This window comes from Enterococcus sp. AAFC-DPL-6103, from assembly GCF_058216595.1.
On record NZ_CM177102.1, the window covers coordinates 2,124,791 to 2,141,118 of the forward strand.

Annotated in this window: 18 protein-coding genes and 1 pseudogene; 6 read left to right on the forward strand and 13 right to left on the reverse strand. The window is 31.3% G+C overall.

Annotated features, from left to right (window positions below; translation table 11 throughout):
• Positions 1 to 232: 232 nt before the first annotated feature.
• From AC4BC3_RS10075 to AC4BC3_RS10085, 3 genes are all read right to left on the reverse strand, one after another.
• On the reverse strand, positions 233 to 979 hold the full coding sequence (locus tag AC4BC3_RS10075) for a class A sortase (RefSeq protein ID WP_490466412.1): 747 nt from the start codon (positions 977 to 979) through the stop codon (positions 233 to 235).
• Between the two features lie 95 nt (positions 980 to 1,074).
• The gene (locus tag AC4BC3_RS10080) at positions 1,075 to 1,401 is read right to left on the reverse strand and encodes a nucleotide pyrophosphohydrolase (protein WP_490466413.1); all 327 of its coding nucleotides are present in this window, start codon (positions 1,399 to 1,401) and stop codon (positions 1,075 to 1,077) included.
• A gap of 36 nt (positions 1,402 to 1,437) precedes the next feature.
• A complete protein-coding gene (locus tag AC4BC3_RS10085) occupies positions 1,438 to 1,896 on the reverse strand; it encodes a MerR family transcriptional regulator (RefSeq protein WP_206907255.1) in 459 nt (152 codons plus the stop codon).
• A 74-nt stretch (positions 1,897 to 1,970) separates the two neighbouring features.
• On the opposite strand from AC4BC3_RS10085, the gene AC4BC3_RS10090 reads away from it, so the two are divergent.
• Positions 1,971 to 2,702: an SDR family oxidoreductase gene (locus tag AC4BC3_RS10090; RefSeq protein WP_490466414.1), complete on the forward strand. Its 732-nt coding sequence runs from the start codon at positions 1,971 to 1,973 to the stop codon at positions 2,700 to 2,702.
• A gap of 848 nt (positions 2,703 to 3,550) precedes the next feature.
• Here the strand turns inward: AC4BC3_RS10090 and AC4BC3_RS10095 are convergent.
• The 3 genes from AC4BC3_RS10095 to AC4BC3_RS10105 form a co-directional block, all read right to left on the reverse strand.
• Positions 3,551 to 4,288 (reverse strand): SDR family oxidoreductase, encoded by a 738-nt coding sequence (locus AC4BC3_RS10095; protein ID WP_490466415.1) that lies wholly within the window; start codon positions 4,286 to 4,288, stop codon positions 3,551 to 3,553.
• A gap of 66 nt (positions 4,289 to 4,354) precedes the next feature.
• Positions 4,355 to 4,924 carry a DapH/DapD/GlmU-related protein gene (locus AC4BC3_RS10100; RefSeq protein WP_206907261.1) on the reverse strand — a complete coding sequence of 190 codons (570 nt, stop codon included), beginning with the start codon at positions 4,922 to 4,924 and terminating at the stop codon, positions 4,355 to 4,357.
• 25 nt (positions 4,925 to 4,949) lie between these two features.
• The gene (locus tag AC4BC3_RS10105; protein ID WP_490466416.1) at positions 4,950 to 5,090 is read right to left on the reverse strand and encodes a hypothetical protein; all 141 of its coding nucleotides are present in this window, start codon (positions 5,088 to 5,090) and stop codon (positions 4,950 to 4,952) included.
• Between the two features lie 142 nt (positions 5,091 to 5,232).
• Here AC4BC3_RS10105 and AC4BC3_RS10110 point away from each other — a divergent pair, with 142 nt between their 5' ends.
• Both AC4BC3_RS10110 and AC4BC3_RS10115 read left to right on the forward strand, forming a co-directional pair.
• Entirely contained in the window at positions 5,233 to 5,679 is a 447-nt protein-coding gene (locus tag AC4BC3_RS10110; protein ID WP_490466417.1) for a MerR family transcriptional regulator, read from the forward strand.
• A 111-nt stretch (positions 5,680 to 5,790) separates the two neighbouring features.
• A pseudogene (locus tag AC4BC3_RS10115) lies at positions 5,791 to 6,135 on the forward strand (helix-turn-helix domain-containing protein); the annotation flags it as partial.
• Positions 6,136 to 6,206: 71 nt separating this feature from the next.
• Here AC4BC3_RS10115 and AC4BC3_RS10120 read toward each other — a convergent pair.
• On the reverse strand, positions 6,207 to 6,677 hold the full coding sequence (locus tag AC4BC3_RS10120) for a hypothetical protein (RefSeq protein ID WP_242589832.1): 471 nt from the start codon (positions 6,675 to 6,677) through the stop codon (positions 6,207 to 6,209).
• 15 nt (positions 6,678 to 6,692) lie between these two features.
• On the reverse strand, positions 6,693 to 7,307 hold the full coding sequence (locus AC4BC3_RS10125) for a hypothetical protein (protein ID WP_490466418.1): 615 nt from the start codon (positions 7,305 to 7,307) through the stop codon (positions 6,693 to 6,695).
• A gap of 382 nt (positions 7,308 to 7,689) precedes the next feature.
• Here AC4BC3_RS10125 and AC4BC3_RS10130 point away from each other — a divergent pair, with 382 nt between their 5' ends.
• The 3 genes from AC4BC3_RS10130 (at position 7,690) to AC4BC3_RS10140 (ending at position 10,992) form a co-directional block, all read left to right on the forward strand.
• Entirely contained in the window at positions 7,690 to 7,785 is a 96-nt protein-coding gene (locus tag AC4BC3_RS10130; protein ID WP_206907268.1) for a type I toxin-antitoxin system Fst family toxin, read from the forward strand.
• Positions 7,786 to 8,756: 971 nt separating this feature from the next.
• Positions 8,757 to 9,731: a choloylglycine hydrolase gene (gene bsh / locus AC4BC3_RS10135; RefSeq protein ID WP_206907270.1), complete on the forward strand. Its 975-nt coding sequence runs from the start codon at positions 8,757 to 8,759 to the stop codon at positions 9,729 to 9,731.
• 199 nt (positions 9,732 to 9,930) lie between these two features.
• Positions 9,931 to 10,992 carry an FUSC family protein gene (locus AC4BC3_RS10140; RefSeq protein ID WP_490466419.1) on the forward strand — a complete coding sequence of 354 codons (1,062 nt, stop codon included), beginning with the start codon at positions 9,931 to 9,933 and terminating at the stop codon, positions 10,990 to 10,992.
• A 549-nt stretch (positions 10,993 to 11,541) separates the two neighbouring features.
• Here the strand turns inward: AC4BC3_RS10140 and AC4BC3_RS10145 are convergent.
• The 5 genes from AC4BC3_RS10145 to AC4BC3_RS10165 all read right to left on the reverse strand — a co-directional run bounded on the left by AC4BC3_RS10145 (position 11,542) and on the right by AC4BC3_RS10165 (position 16,247).
• Complete coding sequence (locus tag AC4BC3_RS10145) at positions 11,542 to 12,024, reverse strand: acyltransferase family protein (RefSeq protein ID WP_490466420.1); 483 nt, start codon at positions 12,022 to 12,024, stop codon at positions 11,542 to 11,544.
• Positions 12,024 to 12,500, reverse strand: coding sequence for an acyltransferase family protein (locus tag AC4BC3_RS10150; protein ID WP_490466421.1), 477 nt, complete (start codon positions 12,498 to 12,500; stop codon positions 12,024 to 12,026). Before AC4BC3_RS10150 ends, AC4BC3_RS10145 begins: the two co-directional genes overlap by 1 nt.
• 353 nt (positions 12,501 to 12,853) lie before the next feature.
• Positions 12,854 to 14,251, reverse strand: coding sequence for a glycosyltransferase family 39 protein (locus AC4BC3_RS10155; RefSeq protein WP_206907275.1), 1,398 nt, complete (start codon positions 14,249 to 14,251; stop codon positions 12,854 to 12,856).
• 1,219 nt (positions 14,252 to 15,470) lie between these two features.
• On the reverse strand, positions 15,471 to 15,665 hold the full coding sequence (locus AC4BC3_RS10160) for a hypothetical protein (protein WP_206907277.1): 195 nt from the start codon (positions 15,663 to 15,665) through the stop codon (positions 15,471 to 15,473).
• 30 nt (positions 15,666 to 15,695) lie between these two features.
• Positions 15,696 to 16,247 carry a hypothetical protein gene (locus AC4BC3_RS10165; RefSeq protein WP_490466422.1) on the reverse strand — a complete coding sequence of 184 codons (552 nt, stop codon included), beginning with the start codon at positions 16,245 to 16,247 and terminating at the stop codon, positions 15,696 to 15,698.
• Positions 16,248 to 16,328 lie beyond the last annotated feature (81 nt).

Below are 16,328 nucleotides of genomic sequence, written 5' to 3' on the forward strand. Positions count from 1 at the left end.
CAATCCACAGCTGAATTCTGGTTTTGCCTGCCGAGCAGTAACAATCCATTCCTTAACTGAATTTATGATAACACTTTCTCCTCCTCTTTGCAATCCCTTTCAATTTTTTATTTTGACTTTCTTCTATTGTTAAACGTTGACAACGATTAAACAAAAAAACCGAGAACATGCGCTCTCAGTTTTTAAACTTTTCTATTTTCCTTCAACGCACACACTTTGAGTAGATTTTGTACTAAAAAGTTTTTGTTTCTAAATGAAAAGCTTGTTCCATTTCATCCGTTGCATCTTTCATTGGCGTTACTTTTTCCAATGCTCCTTGTACAACTAAACGAGTTACTGCATTGTTATCCCCACAAGTAATCAAGGTCACGATTTCTTTACCATCCACTACATCTAATAACTCGGTTTGTGTTGGTGCCACTTTTTCTTTGAAAAAAGCTTTATACGTGTACACATTTTCTAAATCAGTCAAATAGATCGTTGCACCCATTGAAAGATTTTCTAAAGGAGTGAACAACAACTCTGGATTCGTGGAGCGATGACTAGCCAATGCATAATTTCCTTTTCCCATTTGTTGATCAGGTGATAAAGTTCCTGCACCATACAATAATGCTGTGTTTGAAAGGCCCTTAAAAATCGGCAAGTTAATTGACACAGATGGAACTGCCACACTAGCAATCACTGGCAGGTCCTTACTTTCTGAGCTGGCCTCTGCCCGGATCACTCGTTCAGAACTCATTGGTTCAACTGCATCAAAGTCAAAGGTTGTTTCTCGCTCATTATTTTTTTGTAAATCTTCTTTCGTTACATTGGCTATCGCGTATTGATCCCCAGTATTCTTCACAAAAAAGTCTTTGATTTGTTCATTAAAAATCAGAGCAATTCCTACTAGCAAGAGTAACAACAAAAGCAAATTCATCAGCCATCGTCTCACTCGGTTGCCCTTTTTCTCTTTATTCGTGTTTTTGTCAGTCGTCATTTTACGACCTCCTCTTCCCACACCATATTTTCTTCATTTTAATGGATATACCTACTTCTGTCTATCATTCAATCATAGATTATTGTCCATTTTCTTTATAGTTCCGTGTATTTTTCGCGCTTGCCTACACTCTTTTCGACAGGATATTTGATATTATTTTTGATTAACTTTTCTTCAATGATCTCCTCCAAATCAAAATCGAGATTGTCTGCTAGCATGTACGAATAGATCAAGACATCTGCTAGTTCTTCTTTGATTCGTTCCACTTGATTTGCTGTGACTTCCTCAGGTTGCTTCCATTGAAAAAGTTCCAATAGTTCTGAAGCTTCCAAAGAAATCGAAATCGCTAAATCTTTTTCGTTATGAAATTGTCGCCAATTCCGATCATCACGAAATTTATTTACTTTTTCCATACTGTTCATCTGTCAAACCTGCTTTCTTTTTATCACTAAGTTTATTTAGTAGACAGTCTTTGATAATTGATCTTCATATTCTTGATGCCATTTTTCGCTGACTTGTCTTGTTCCTGGTTCAAAAAAAATTGTTTCTGTTCCAACTTCATTTGCTTTTTGATAATACCATTTCTTCCAACGCAAAAAGGCCAAATTAGCTTCTAATACTTGGATTTTTGCTTCTAAAATCGTCTCTTGTTCGACAATGAAGGCGTAACGATCAGGTAGAGTTCCATCGCCTTGCATACACCACTCCATAAATGTTGCGATATCCTTTACTGGAATAGCCGATTTTTTTAAGCACTCAATGACATTCAAGTATCCTAAATCATCTTCGGTAAATACACGTCTCCCCGCGGAATTTTTCTTCACGAATGGTAACAAACCTTCTTTATCATAATAGCGTAAGGTATCTGTTGATAATTGATACTTTTCTGCAATTTCACCAATTGTATAAGTTTTCATTTTTCCTCCTTGACTTGGAGCTAACTCCAAGTTGTATACTACGTTTATCTTAACAGAAGAAAGTAGGAAATGAAATGAATAAACCTTTAATCGTGATTACTGGAGCAAGTTCAGGTTTTGGAGCAGAAATCGCTAAACTATTTAATAAAGAAAACTATCCCATGTTATTATTAGGTCGCCGTACAGAAAAAATTTATGCTTTACCGCTTGATTTTGATCAAATCCTTGTCGACTCTGTCGATGTAACCGATGCGCAAGCTTTCAAAGCCAGTATTGCCTTAGCAGAAGAAAAATTTGGAAAGACTGATTTATTAGTAAATAACGCTGGTGTGATGTTATTAGGAAATGTTCAGTCACAGTCTCCATTGGAATGGAAAACGATGATGGACACAAATGTTTTAGGGGTGTTAAATGGTATGCAAGCTGTATTAGCAGATATGGTTGAAAGAAAACACGGTACGATCATCAATATGTCTTCCTTAGCTGGACGTAAAACTTTTATAAACCATGCCGCTTATGTTGCCTCAAAATTTGGTGTCCATGGTTTAAGCGAAACCATTCGCGAAGAAGTTTCAAAAGATAATGTTCGTGTAAGTTTGGTTGCCCCTGGTGCTGCTGAAACAGAGTTATTAACTCATGTTACAGATACTAATGCTTTGTCAGATTATCAAGCATGGAAAGAAACAATGGGAGGAATTACCCTTGACCCTGCCCATGTCGCAGAAGTAGTTAAATTTATTTATGATATGCCTCAAGAAGTGAATATTAGAGAAATTGACATTGCGGCAACACGCCAAGATGGCTAATCATTCTGATACTAAAAAAGTCGGAACCATTTGGGAACTGATCTAAAGTTGTGAGACAGTAATAAAAAAACATTTTCCTAGGTTGCTGATTTCCGATAGTCAATCGGTGATTGGTAGCCTAGTTTTTGTTGAATACGAGAGCATAGTTCCTATGATGAACTGTTAAAAAGACAGTGACTTTGATATAAATAAACGTTTAACTATCTACGCGCCGGTCAAAGTGCCAGATGGTTATTTTTTAGCTCTTATAGTCGATTCATGTCTCTTTTGTCTTCATATAATTTTTTTATCATTTGTAATATATGGCTGAAAAAACTCAGTTAAATGACTTCTCTATGTAGATTGCAGAGGAGTTTTTTACAATACCAAAAATATTTTAGTAGTGAAATAACTTTATTAATTACAGACCCCCTTATTCCTTTAGTCAACGAGCTTTGCTCGGTTATTTCACTCTTTAACACTGCCACTCGATAGCCCCATTTTTGTGAACGTCTGCTGTAAATCATGTGAGTTAGGAATTTTTCAGTTCGTTGTTGCTCTTTATAGTTGAAAATGTCTTCTTCCGTAATTTGATACTCAAACATTAATTTGGGGAATTTGGCTAACGTACTCATCGATTCTTCATCATTTGCATCCGTAAGTAGTATTGATCTTATCTTTTTTTCATTTATACGTTCCTCCTTTCTTTACAAGCTATATTGTTTATAATTCGCATTCCTAACATCATTTGACAATGAGCCATAAAAAACCTTGAATGGAGAAGAATATTCTTCATTCAAGGCTTAAATTGATGGTCATTTGAATAACTATTTAACAAGTAATTCTCTCTGAAGATCATCCGTTATGGATTATACTTCTTGTGTCGTCGGACGGATAATCATGTTGCTGACGGACATCCGGTCTGGCGTTTCTATCGCAAATGCTACAGCAGAAGCTATATCTTTGGCTGTCAATCCCCATTCTTTTTGTGCTTCATGAAGTTCAAGAGCAGCCTTTTTGTCGCTAATGGTTTGATATAATTCAGTTTGAACAGCTCCTGGAGAGATAATCGTAGATTTGATGTTATTTTGCCGTTGCTCTTGACGTAATCCTTCCATGATTGCACGGACAGCAAATTTTGTCCCACAATAAACAGCGGAATCAGGATAAACAACATGTCCTGCCACAGAATCAGTTGAAATGATATGCCCAGATTTTTGTTTTTCCATGATTGGAAGTACGGCGGAAATTCCATTTAACACACCCATGATGTTGATATCAAGCATATTTTGCCATTCATCACGGTGGCCTTCAACTAATGGAGCGGTTGGCATGATTCCTGCATTATTGTACAATACATCGATTCGACCGAACTTTTCCATCGCTAAATCGATAACTGCTTGGACTTGTGCAAAATCTCTTACATCTGCTGCTTGAATATATAGCTCTGCATCTGGTAAAGATTCTTTTATTGCTTTTAAACGATCTTCTCGGCGTGCAGCTATAACTAGTTTAGCTCCTTTTTCTGCTAACAGCTTCGTTGTTGCTTCACCGATTCCGCTTGAAGCGCCCATGATGATAATCACTTTTTCTGATAAATCATTCATTCTATTCTCCTCCTGTTTTGAAAAATCTTTTGCTTATACTCACTATCCTTTATTTCATCTTACTGTTCAAATAATCCGTTCGACAGATTTGACGATTTTGGCAGGGATTCCTGCAACGATGGTATTGTCTGGGACATCTTTCGTAACAGTTGCATTTGCTGCAACAATGGCATTCTCGCCAATTGTTACGCCTGGCAAAACAGTTGCTCCTGCTCCGATCCAAGCATTTTTCTTGATGTGGATTGGCTTTACTGACAAGCCTCTTCGTTCTGTTGGATCAGTTAGATGGTTTACCGTGATGAGATTGACACGAGGACCAATCAATACTGAATCTTCTAAACAGATACCACCCAAGTCGACGATCATCGCTTGACGATTGATAAAGACATTTTTTCCTATACTAATATGTTTGCCGAAGTCTGTATAAAAAGGCAACAGAACAGTCACCGTATCATCTACTTTATCACTAATGATTTTTTCTAGCCGTTTGCGGATATCTGCTGGTTCATGGTACCCAGTATTCAGCGCTGCTAAAGGCTCTTCGTTTTCCGCTTGAATCTGATGGATCACTTCAAAAAGTGGATCTGTCACTCGAATCTCTTTATTAACGATTTGTTTTTCGATGGCACTTGTCATTTTGCTCCCTCCTTTTATCTTTACTTTATGCACTTGCTGTATCTAATAAACGATAACCAGTTTTAATAGCCTCAAAGACAGAATTCTCACATTCTTTTAAATCACTAACTCGGTAAACACCAAAACCTAATTCAGGAATGTTCACACCATTATTCCATTCGTACATTTCCGTTACTATAATCTCCCTCTCAATTATTTATCAAGTCCTTTCTATGGCTTAATTGGTTCAAAAATATTTTTATGTTACTATACTAATACCTCAAGTTAGCTTCAGGTCAAGCAAAAAGATATAAGAAAGGAAATGAGTTATGTATACTATTGGAGAAGTATCAAGAATGTTCCATTTACCTATTTCTACCTTACGATACTATGATAAAGAAGGATTTTTTCCTGATCTTCAAAGAATTTCAGGAATACGTAAGTTTTCAGATAATGAATTAGAGATCTTACGAGTGATCGAATGTCTCAAAAAATCTGGTTTAGAAATTAAAGAAATGAAACAATTTTTTGTATGGTGCAAACAAGGAAGTAAAACGTATCAAATACGCAAAGAATTATTTGAAAAGCAAGAAAAAATTATTGAAGAAAAAATTACTGATCTCAATAAAATATTAAACATGGTCAAATACAAGCAATGGTATTATGACGAAGCGATTAAAACAGGATCTGAGGATTTAGTCGAACAACAAGTTCCTGAAAAATTACCTAAAAAAATAAAAAGATATTATGAAAATTCACATACATTCTCTATTTGAATTATGTATGAAATAACTTTATAAACTATGAAAATCAATATAGATTCCTTAGTAAAAGGTATTTTACTATTAAGTGATAAATTTTTACCATTTAAAAAGAAAAAGGTGTAGCTAATCATCACAAGTTTACCAATCATGGCTGAAGCAATTGGTAATCCACTACTAGATAAATTCATTAAAGATTTAATCATTCAAATCTTGTCTATGATTGCTGAACAAGAGCGTACCGAATCTAAACGACGTCAGGCACAAGGCATTAAGCTTGCGAAAGCCAACGGTGTTTACAAGGGACGTCCTAAGTTATATAGTGCAAACACAAAAAATCCTCAACGACGCTTAGTTTATGAAAACATCGTTAAGGATTTAAATGAAGGAATTGCGATTTCAAGAATTGCGAAAGATTACAATGTTACTAGACAGACAGTTTATCGAATAAAACAGGATATTGTAATTTAATAGTTATCTATACCACACTGAATTTTTAACTTGATTTTTATTAAAAATAATAAAAAAACTATCAATATGAATTAAGTTAAATCACATTTCTGCTCAAAAGCAGAAATGTAATCTTTAAAAATTAAATCTTCTTTTTCAACATTCTTTTTGGAAATACCCGTAAGTATTCTAACATCTAAAGCTAAAAGACTACTATTCGTTTCAAGAATGCCCACCGATTCATCATAAAAAACATATATTCTCTCGTCTTTCAATAATGGATCTGTGACACTTTGAATAAAGTATGGATGTTGGTAATATTTTTTACTCTTTTCATTGTGAATCACAAATAACAATTTTACTGAAGTCTTATTTGATTCATCAAAATATATTGAATTTACTATATTTTCTTCTAATAACTTAATCCGTTTTTGCGAAAGAAAGTCAATTGATTTTTCTTCTACGTCAACAAGTTTTTTCAAAATATCACTTGTTTTTTCTCGCTTATCAGTATATATAAATGCATCTTGGTACTTTTTTAGTAACTCGGAAAAATTTCTCAAAGCTTTCTCCTCTCACTAATTAATAACTACAGTTCCATTATTAATTATACCTGATCTCCATCCATAGCTAAGGTAATAAGCTTGTAAGTTTGTTGCATAAACTTTAGCTTTAGTTTCACCAGTAGGAATGGACATCGTTCCTACATAGCTAGTTCCAACTGGACTAGCAGTTGTTGTCTTATAATAGTTATTCATATTTAGATATGTTACTGGACCGATCAAATTCAGATTCGTCGCTTTTATATTATTCGCACGCCAAATATTGATTGAATCTGTTCCAGCCCAAGAAATATATAATTGGCAGGTTGTTCCACTCATACGAATAATGTTGGCTCCAACAACAGTTGTTCCTCTTAATGATCGATCATCGTTTTGAGAATCTAAAATACCTGTTTCTACAGTCCTACTATTTTGTTTAGTTATATTTTCCAGTGTTTTTTCTATGGGAACATTAGAAGGTAAATCTTCTTTATTTAATATTTTTGTATCTAATGTAAGAGGTTCTTGAACATCTGCTTTTGCTACCATTGTAGGATAAAACAATAACGACAATGTACCTATCATTAGTAACAAATACCAAAGCCACACATTTTTATAGCGATTACTTTCGTTAAGTGAGTTATTCATCATTAAGATTTTCTTTTTATTTATTTGTAATATACATATTTACACACATAGATTATTTTGTATACATTTATTTTCATAAATAGTTATTTTATAAACATAAGTGCATTGCTTTACTAACAACTATTCTCCTTTTAATACCTAGCTCAAAAGACCGACCTGCAATTCGTTTAAATCTCAGGTAGAGTTAAAGTTCAACAGAGTATATCCTGTTGAACTTTTTTATCTGCATTATTTTTTTAGGTTTCATCTAATTTATTGATTACAAATTTTAACCGATCTAGAGCATAAGTGTAAGTTAAAAGTAATTCTCTGAGTTTCTTTTATACCAGACTTTTTTAATGGTATAATTTTTTTGGCAATTTGCCCCTGATTGGGGGTGTTTTTCGTGAAAAAGCTTATCTCATTGGTTATCGCACCAATTTTTGTTGGACTGGTCAGCGAACTGGTTTCTCACTGGCTAGACGAGAAAGACGATAACTAAAGCAAGTTGTCTCTAACCCACATGTTCGGAGTCGCAACGAACATAAAGAAAGCCAATCCTACTCGCAATAGGGTTGGCTTTTGTGCTATTCGTGTATAGCTTATCTCATTTCGTAACTATAATATAGCATCAATAATTTAAATGCTCAACTTAAATGTCCATATACAATTAGTAATCTATATTCAATTTGTCTTTTGATCATCCAAGTATACTCTGTTGTCTCCAAGAGTATATGACTTTCTGACCTAATTAATTGAGCCCCTGAAAGTGCTGTGAAGTGAAGAATAAAAAAAGGATCAAAAACTTTTAAGTTTCTGACACACCCGAATAATTATGCCGGATAAAAAACGTTTAATATTTAAATCAAACAAAAGAATAATTATGATTCCAAAGTAAAAGTTTTATGAAAAAAATATATACCACTAAACATTATGAGTAATTAGATACTTCCTATATGACATTAAGCTCTCTTTTAGTTTTTCAATTTTTCCATTTCTTTTTCGTCATATTTATCTATTTCATGCAACAAATGTTTGATCTCGTGTATTGATTTTTTTCTTCAATCCATTTTTTTGAAATAATATTTCTTGTCTTTATCTTCATTAAGTATGTTCGGAAGGGGGATCGTATATCCAAAAATTGAAGAAATAGTATCAAGATATCAATTAGATGAAAATGAAGTTGTATTTATAGCGATAATTTATGGTTTATTAGATCAAAATTTTCATAACTATCAGTATTTAATTATTGATTATAGAGTTCTTAGAAAAAATATCGTATATAGCTGTTTCAGGTAACTATATTATTGGAGAAATAATGACTGTATTACAGAATACTGTCATCGTTTCAAATGGAATTGAAGCAGAAATCATAAGAAAAAAAGATTTACAAGAAACATCTTTACTATCAAATATTTTTATATTAAAAATATAAGAGTAATCAGAAAAAAATCTATTTTAGGAGGAACTTATATGTGTACATCGATTACTTATACTACTAAGGATCACTATTTTGGAAGAAACTTTGATTATGAAATATCTTATGATGAAGTAGTTACTATCACTCCAAGAAACTATAGTTTAGATTTTCGAAAAGTAAAGAACTTAGATACTCACTATGCAATGATTGGAATTGCAGCTGGAATTGCAGACTATCCACTTTATTATGATGCCACAAACGAAAAGGGTTTAAGTATGGCAGGATTGAATTTTTCTGGTTATGCAGAGTATAAAGAGATACAATCAGAAAAAGATAATGTGTCTCCATTTGAATTTATTCCTTGGATTTTAGGACAATGTTCAACTGTAAATGAAGCGAAAAAGTTATTAGAAACAATCAATTTAGCGGCTATTAACTTTAGTGAAGATCTCCCATTGTCGCCTTTACATTGGTTATTGGCAGATAAAGAAAAATCAATCGTTATCGAAAGTATGAAAGACGGACTTCATATCCACGACAATCCTGTAGGCGTTTTAACCAATAGCCCTTCATTTGACTATCAATTATTTAATTTAAATAATTATCGTGTATTATCTAATAAAACGCCTAAAAATAATTTTTCAAATAAAGTTGTTTTGAATGCTTATAGTCGTGGTATGGGTGGAATAGGATTACCTGGAGATTTATCGTCTACCTCTCGATTTGTTAAAGCAACATTCACTAAACTTAATTCGGTATCAGGTGACTCAGAATCTGAGAGTATTAGTCAATTTTTCCATATTCTGGGATCCGTTGAACAACAAAAGGGATTATGTGATGTTGGTGGCGGAAAATATGAATATACAATTTATTCGTCATGTTGTAATGTAGATAAAGGCATTTATTATTATCGCACGTATGAGGATAGCCAAATTACAGCGGTAGACATGAATAAAGAAAATTTAGATAGTGATAAGTTAATCAGCTATCAAATAGTTGAAAAACAACAAATTAACTATATCAATTAGATTTTAAGCAAAAAATACTATATTTTCAAAGGAATATAGTATTTTTTTGCTCTTTGTTAATAAGGAATTGAAGTAGATATATACTTCAATTGGTTCTTTTTTATATCAACTATAACCAAATTAAATGAAAAAGATTATAAGTATTTATCATTGTTAGATTTAGCTAAGTAATAGTAATATCAGTAAGGAGATATGAAGAATGACTTTTTATCAGTTACTACAATTGGATCCTTTAATACTTAAGCAAAAAATAAAAAATACAAAATCAAGTAGTAAGCGGAGAAAATATTTTTTATCCTTAGTATTAAGATCTTTATTAATTGTTGGATCTGCTATTTGTGTGATTGTTACATCTACGAAGTTTTTTGGTGAATCCAATAAGCCATATGCTATTGTTTTTTTCTGTATGATGCTTAGTCTAAGATTTGTCGACTTCGGATATAAATTTACTCAATCAATTTTAGGATTGGGCATTGTCCTGGGTGCGTTGTTTGTTGCACCATTTGTCCACTTATTACCGTATTTTATTTTGCAAGTATTGTTGCATTTCTTTTTACTGGGAGGGATACTAATTGCTACTCTAAGTGATCCCAAAATGGGAAATCCGTCATTATATGGATTTTCCTATATATTTGTTGTTTATTCAACAATAACAGAACATCTAACGAAACAATTACTGAATGGTCGCCTTCTTTTCTTTGGTCTCTTTTATCTAATATTTTTGTGGATAATTTATCACAATCATCGAAATAAACATAAAGAAAAGACAATGTTCAAGGCTTTGAAAGAAAAGAGTGATTCATTGAAAATCTGGTTGTGTTCCTATGTAATTTTCATTAGCTTATTATTAGCTATTAGCCAGTATCTATCTTTTGAACGATTTATGTGGTTTGGATTTGCCTTTTCTTCTTTATTTGCGAGTTATGGATTTTCAATAATTGATTTAAACACACGTGCAACCGACCGTTTATTAGGCACAATTATTGGTATGTTTTCTTTTATTCTATTAAGTATGTATTTCCCCATTGAGATACTTAGTTTATTAGGTGGTATTTGTTTAGGATTTTGTTCAAGTTACCGTTATAAGACGGTTTTTAATTGTATTGGTGCGTTAACGATAGCTAGTCAAATGTATGGAATTCCACAAACATTAGTAATGCGGTTTACTTATAACTTGTTAGGCGTAAGCTTAGCTGTTTTAGGAATTTTATTTGTAAAAATGTTGATAAATCATAGAGACATTATAAAAGAGACCAATTGATAAAAGAGCTTGTTCATATCATATAGTAAGTATAATAACTATTCGAATAAAAATAAGAATAGAAAATAAATTGACATTATTATCTTGTTTGTCAATCAGATTGGTTGATACAGAAACAGTCTTATTCTAAAGAATAAGGCTGTTTCTGTATGAGAGATAACATACAAATATATATTGTTTGAACAATTGTCACTTTTCTTTATAATTGGCAAAAACTAATGATCATTTGTCTTTCTATTTTTATCCTCCATTTTGTCTAAATAACGATAAATCGTTATCGATGGCTATTTCTAATACAGGCCGATTTTATGAACACTTTTTGGTCACATTTACGGGGTTTATGGTGACGTGATTGGATTAGGACAAATTGACAACTGCAACTCCACTGACAAAGAAATTCAGGAAGCTATCAAAAAATTGCTTTATTGGGGTACTGCTATTCCAAGAAATGAAGCAACAAAATAATTTTGAAGAAAAAGAGAATATACAATAGTTCTTTCTGAGAAAGAACTATTGTATATTCTCTTTTTGTTTTTCTTGTACAAAATCTTATTTACTAGTTTTTCTTACCTTCCAGAAGAAATCATTTAATTCTTTCCACAAATAAGATATTACTAAGCTAATTATTAACACAACTAATGCATTAAACGGGAAAAGGCGATACATTTGGCTACGATTAAACACTTGAATAATTACAAGATGTAAAAAAAATATAGAAAATGAACAATCGCCTATATATTTCAAAACATCAATTTTTATTTTCTTTTTACATTTAATAACCTTACTTATCATCATCAAAAATACCATGCTAGCTAATACAGAACTTAACTTCAAGGCAGATACTCCAACTTCGGGAGAATATTGGAAAAGCAAATATCCTTCAAAAAATGAAAGAAATAATAAAATCACATACAAAAGAATCATTTTTTTCTCTTTCTTTTTCTTCATATAAATTTTATTATTCCCTACAAGATAGCCTAAATAAAAAAAAGAAAACCAAGGTAAACAACTGTTTATTCTAATATTCGCCATTAAATTTGAAAATGATAACCAGAAAATGTTGGAATAATTCTACTAAAGAATGTTTCTATTGGTGATATCAACAAAAATATACTTTTATAACGAGAGCTTCCCATCTTATCAATAATTGGAATCAATAGAGTAAGCTGAATATATACAGGAATAAAATACATGCCTGAAGCAGAATTAAATGTAACTAAACTTAAAAAAAACTTTCTGAACAATTGTGGTTCTCCATAATTATATAACAATGTATAAATCAAACTCCAAATGATATAGGAAAAAACGACTTTTTTTACTCTTTTTTTGGGTTTGTAATTCTCCATACTAGAATTAATTCCGCTTAAATAAAGAAATAAAGGAACAGCATGATTTAAAAATGAACGTATGAAAATTGAATCAACACTTTGAGGAAGACAGTGAATCATTACTACACAACAAATAGCGAATCCTCTCAGTACTTGAATTGTATAATTTTTATTCGACACTCTTTCTATACTCCTGTTACATTAACTTTGTGATTGAAATCCTTAATGATTAATAACAACATAATTATCTAATTTCTTTTATTATCCTTTTTCAAATGAAATATTCGTTTATAACTGTAACTTCTTATTTACTTGTTTTTCTTATCGTAAATGGACGTTTACGATTTGTTTGTTGATTTTTCTCAGAAGTTACAATACTTTTTTCCTTTGATATAGTGATATAGTCTGTTTTTTTGAAGCCTTTCGCAGCTTTTTTCAAAAAAAATGGTTTAAATTTTGATTGGATAAAAGATACTTCTTTGTTCAATTCTGTTGGTTTATCGAACGGCTTAAAATTTCGTTTTTTATTTTTTCTACTTACTCACTATAAAAACCCTTGCGATAGGTCTCTGGCTAGGAATTGATTCTTTATATTCACAATGATAACCTTTTATAGAAACAGGGTTATCCATACCAGTTATCAATACATAATCCCCTTTTTTGTTTTGAAAAAATTCTTTTATATTTTTGTGATTATACGGATTTCCTTGTTCACTTGCACGCGTATACACTACTTTATCCTGAATATACCATGATAAAACTAATGCGAATTGATCATTTGCAAATTTATCAATAATATAACCATCATAAGAAGAATATTTTTGAATAAAATGAGTGTCTACTAATTGATTTTCAGGGGAATGAACCCTTCGATAGAAAGTGAAAAAATTACCAAAAAACAAGATTATCATACAACATATTATTAGAGTCGACTTCATTTTTTTCTGTTTACCACAAATAATTGCTAGAAAAAGTACATATAAAGGAAAGCATGGAATTAAATATTTAATAATAAATATTGGTTGAATAACAATGGATAGAAAAATACCAATTAAGAAAGTTCCTAACGGCACTAACAAGCAGAAGATTGCTTTAAAATTATTTTTTTGTTGATACACGCAACAAATAACTAGAATAGAAATAATGATAAACACAAAATATGCCAAAATATTATTACTAAATTCACCAGCTATAACTGTATAGATCATCTTTATCAAACTAAATCCAGTTATTTGAGGAATCCAAAAATCATTAGAAACATCTTTTGCTTGTAAAATGAAAATTTTTATCCAAGGCATGTATCCAATAAATAGTATAAATACAGAAAGAACATACTTGTAGACATTACGTTTAGATTTGATTATACATAATAGTAGGATTCCATAAATAATCATTATAGAAATTAAAGCAAAATAATGGGTGTACATTGCACATAAACTATAAATAGACAACTTTATACAGTTAGCATAATTATAATTGACAAAAAAATCATAAGCAGATATAGCTGAAAAAAATACAAAACACGCTGCTAAAGAATACATTCTTATTTCAACAGCGTATCTTAACAAAAAAGGCGAGCAAACAAAAAATAAGGCAAATAGAGTTGCTATTTTTTCTCCTAATGTCCTTTTAACCAAAATTGTTCCATTTACCAACACTACTAGATAAGGCAAGATAGAAAAGATTTTTGACCACAACAATTTATTATGAAAAAAAGTAAGGAAAATTTTTAGTAGTATATAATACAATGGCGGATGTACATCTTCTGAAGTTATTTTTATTATGTCTTTAAAAGTATTATTAACTACTCCTAAAGTGTATGCTTCATCACCCCAAATATTATTTCCTAAAAGACTCACATACATAATAATACCAAAAAAATATATTAAGTATCTCACCCATTCCATACTTATATGAAAACCTTTTTTCAAAATTAAAACACCCTCCAAAAAAAATTATGACATAGCTTTTAACTACTATTCCCCTTAATTTATATATGATTGTATCAACTAATATTTTTTATTTTTAAATACCTTGGTTGAAAATAAAAAGCTTTGGCATTCATACAACACAAAAAAGCCCACTTTATTGCAATAAAGTGGGCTTTTTTGTTACTCATATAAAACTAAATTCTCAACTACATCATCCTTGTATAATATTTTACATGCAGTTTTACTTTAATTTTTTTGCTTTCAAATTAAAGTTTAAAAATGGTTTAAACTATTTTCTTGTTATATTTATATCATCCATAACACTTTAATTTTTTTATCATTTTTTCACAAAGTCATCAAATAATTTATTTGGTGACTTCTCTCTTTTGTTAGCTAAAATAGCACATCCTATACCGTTCATGACAACGATTCCTCCAATTAAAGTCATCCATCTTCCAAAATATAAGACAAAACAACAATATAGCTACAAAATCAATATATTTATGTTATTTACTCCAGCATGGCGAATAATCATTTCGTCCACAAACAACACTAGAAATAGTGGAATAAGTTTATTCATTACAAATCCCTTCTTTTTTAGTTAACGAGCCTTGCTCACTTATTTCACACATTTCCACTTTTCAGTATAAATAATTATCTATCATTTTCTACATTGAGTTGTTCCTCTACGCCCTAAACAAAATAGCCCAAATAAATTTATTCAAGTCTTGATAAATTTATTTTAAAGAAATACCTAGTTAGAAAACGTTCACACTTTTTTAGATAAAGGGTGGACGTTCGTTGATTTTACAGTTTTTTGCAATTTCATAGATTACGTCAACTGTTACTGACTGTCGTGCAGTTTGCTGAACCTGACAATACGAAACCGTCCACAATTGCTTCATGGGTTACTAGAGAAAAAAGTGTCAAAAGCTTGCCTGCTGTATTCATCTATTCTTTATCATTATCAACAGGAAAAGATATGTCTGAAATATATAATGATTTACTAGCTATTCAGACCAAAAAATGGTGTTCGATGCAAAGAAAACACCACAAAAAAGAGAGAGTAGACTCGTAACCTCTCTTTTTATTGTTCGCTATGTAGTCTATTGATCAACCAAACGTGACTATCGTTATTCGAGGTTAGCTTGAAAATTGGCCATTCCCCATGTCGAAATAGTTCGTATTTTTTAACTGCTAGTAGTTACTTTACAATCAATTATTCTTTATTTTTAGTATGACTTTTTTTAAATAAATAACTTACAATTGTTTCATATCCCCAAGCAATAATCACTAGTAATATAATACGTATATAGATAGGAAGCTGATTAATAATAAATGTATTCACCAATTCAAAAATCACCATTAGTACTAAGAAATAAAGAACTTGTCCTATCTTAGATAAATTTTTCAAGTAATATTCCTCCAATCAAAATCAGCAATTTTATTGACTGCGTACACCTATAATTACCAAACGATCTATATTTGATCCCCATTTCCAACCAGGCTGTTTATTTATGCGAACAATGATCCCTTTACTCGTATTGATATTCGCTGCAATTGAACCTGTCACAGCTTGTGCTAGCCAGCCTAGTCCTACATAATGGACTACTGCAGTAAACCCAAGTGTTTTTGCTGTAGTAGCTATATAAAAATTAATATAGACATCCTTAGTTTCATTATTAACATTCAATACTGTATTTCTGCCTGCTCTTAACATTTCTTGACTTCTAGCTGAGGCTATTTCCTGAGCAGTAAAAACTGTAGATGGGTCAACGCCGTGTTGCTTTAACATAGTAATAAGATCATCAATTGTCAAACTAGCTAATTGATTAAACCCTTCAGTAAGTTCTTGCTCAGTGATATTTTCATTTATTGGTTGGCTTAAAGTAACTTCTGTGTTTTCATTAGCAAACACAGGTGTGCCAGCTGTAAATAATAAAGAACTGGAGATTAATAAAATTGAAGATGTTAAGAAAATTTTTCTTTTAATCATAAAATTCACCTCTACTTTAATATTAGTCCTTTGAAGACCTTTTAATTATATCGTCAATAACCAACCAAAAAAAAATTTGCA

Bases quoted from the DNA above. Each gene is read 5' to 3' on its own strand.
- AC4BC3_RS10125 (WP_490466418.1), bottom strand. From the start codon at position 7,307: ATGATGAATAACTCACTTAACGAAAGTAATCGCTATAAAAATGTGTGG.
- AC4BC3_RS10140 (WP_490466419.1), top strand. From the start codon at position 9,931: ATGACTTTTTATCAGTTACTACAATTGGATCCTTTAATACTTAAGCAA.
- AC4BC3_RS10095 (WP_490466415.1), bottom strand. From the start codon at position 4,288: ATGAATGATTTATCAGAAAAAGTGATTATCATCATGGGCGCTTCAAGC.
- AC4BC3_RS10145 (WP_490466420.1), bottom strand. From the start codon at position 12,024: ATGGCGAATATTAGAATAAACAGTTGTTTACCTTGGTTTTCTTTTTTT.
- AC4BC3_RS10080 (WP_490466413.1), bottom strand. From the start codon at position 1,401: ATGAACAGTATGGAAAAAGTAAATAAATTTCGTGATGATCGGAATTGG.
- AC4BC3_RS10090 (WP_490466414.1), top strand. From the start codon at position 1,971: ATGAATAAACCTTTAATCGTGATTACTGGAGCAAGTTCAGGTTTTGGA.
- bsh (WP_206907270.1), top strand. From the start codon at position 8,757: ATGTGTACATCGATTACTTATACTACTAAGGATCACTATTTTGGAAGA.
- AC4BC3_RS10100 (WP_206907261.1), bottom strand. From the start codon at position 4,924: ATGACAAGTGCCATCGAAAAACAAATCGTTAATAAAGAGATTCGAGTG.
- AC4BC3_RS10075 (WP_490466412.1), bottom strand. From the start codon at position 979: ATGACGACTGACAAAAACACGAATAAAGAGAAAAAGGGCAACCGAGTG.
- AC4BC3_RS10105 (WP_490466416.1), bottom strand. From the start codon at position 5,090: ATGTACGAATGGAATAATGGTGTGAACATTCCTGAATTAGGTTTTGGT.
- AC4BC3_RS10085 (WP_206907255.1), bottom strand. From the start codon at position 1,896: ATGAAAACTTATACAATTGGTGAAATTGCAGAAAAGTATCAATTATCA.
- AC4BC3_RS10165 (WP_490466422.1), bottom strand. From the start codon at position 16,247: ATGATTAAAAGAAAAATTTTCTTAACATCTTCAATTTTATTAATCTCC.
- AC4BC3_RS10110 (WP_490466417.1), top strand. From the start codon at position 5,233: ATGTATACTATTGGAGAAGTATCAAGAATGTTCCATTTACCTATTTCT.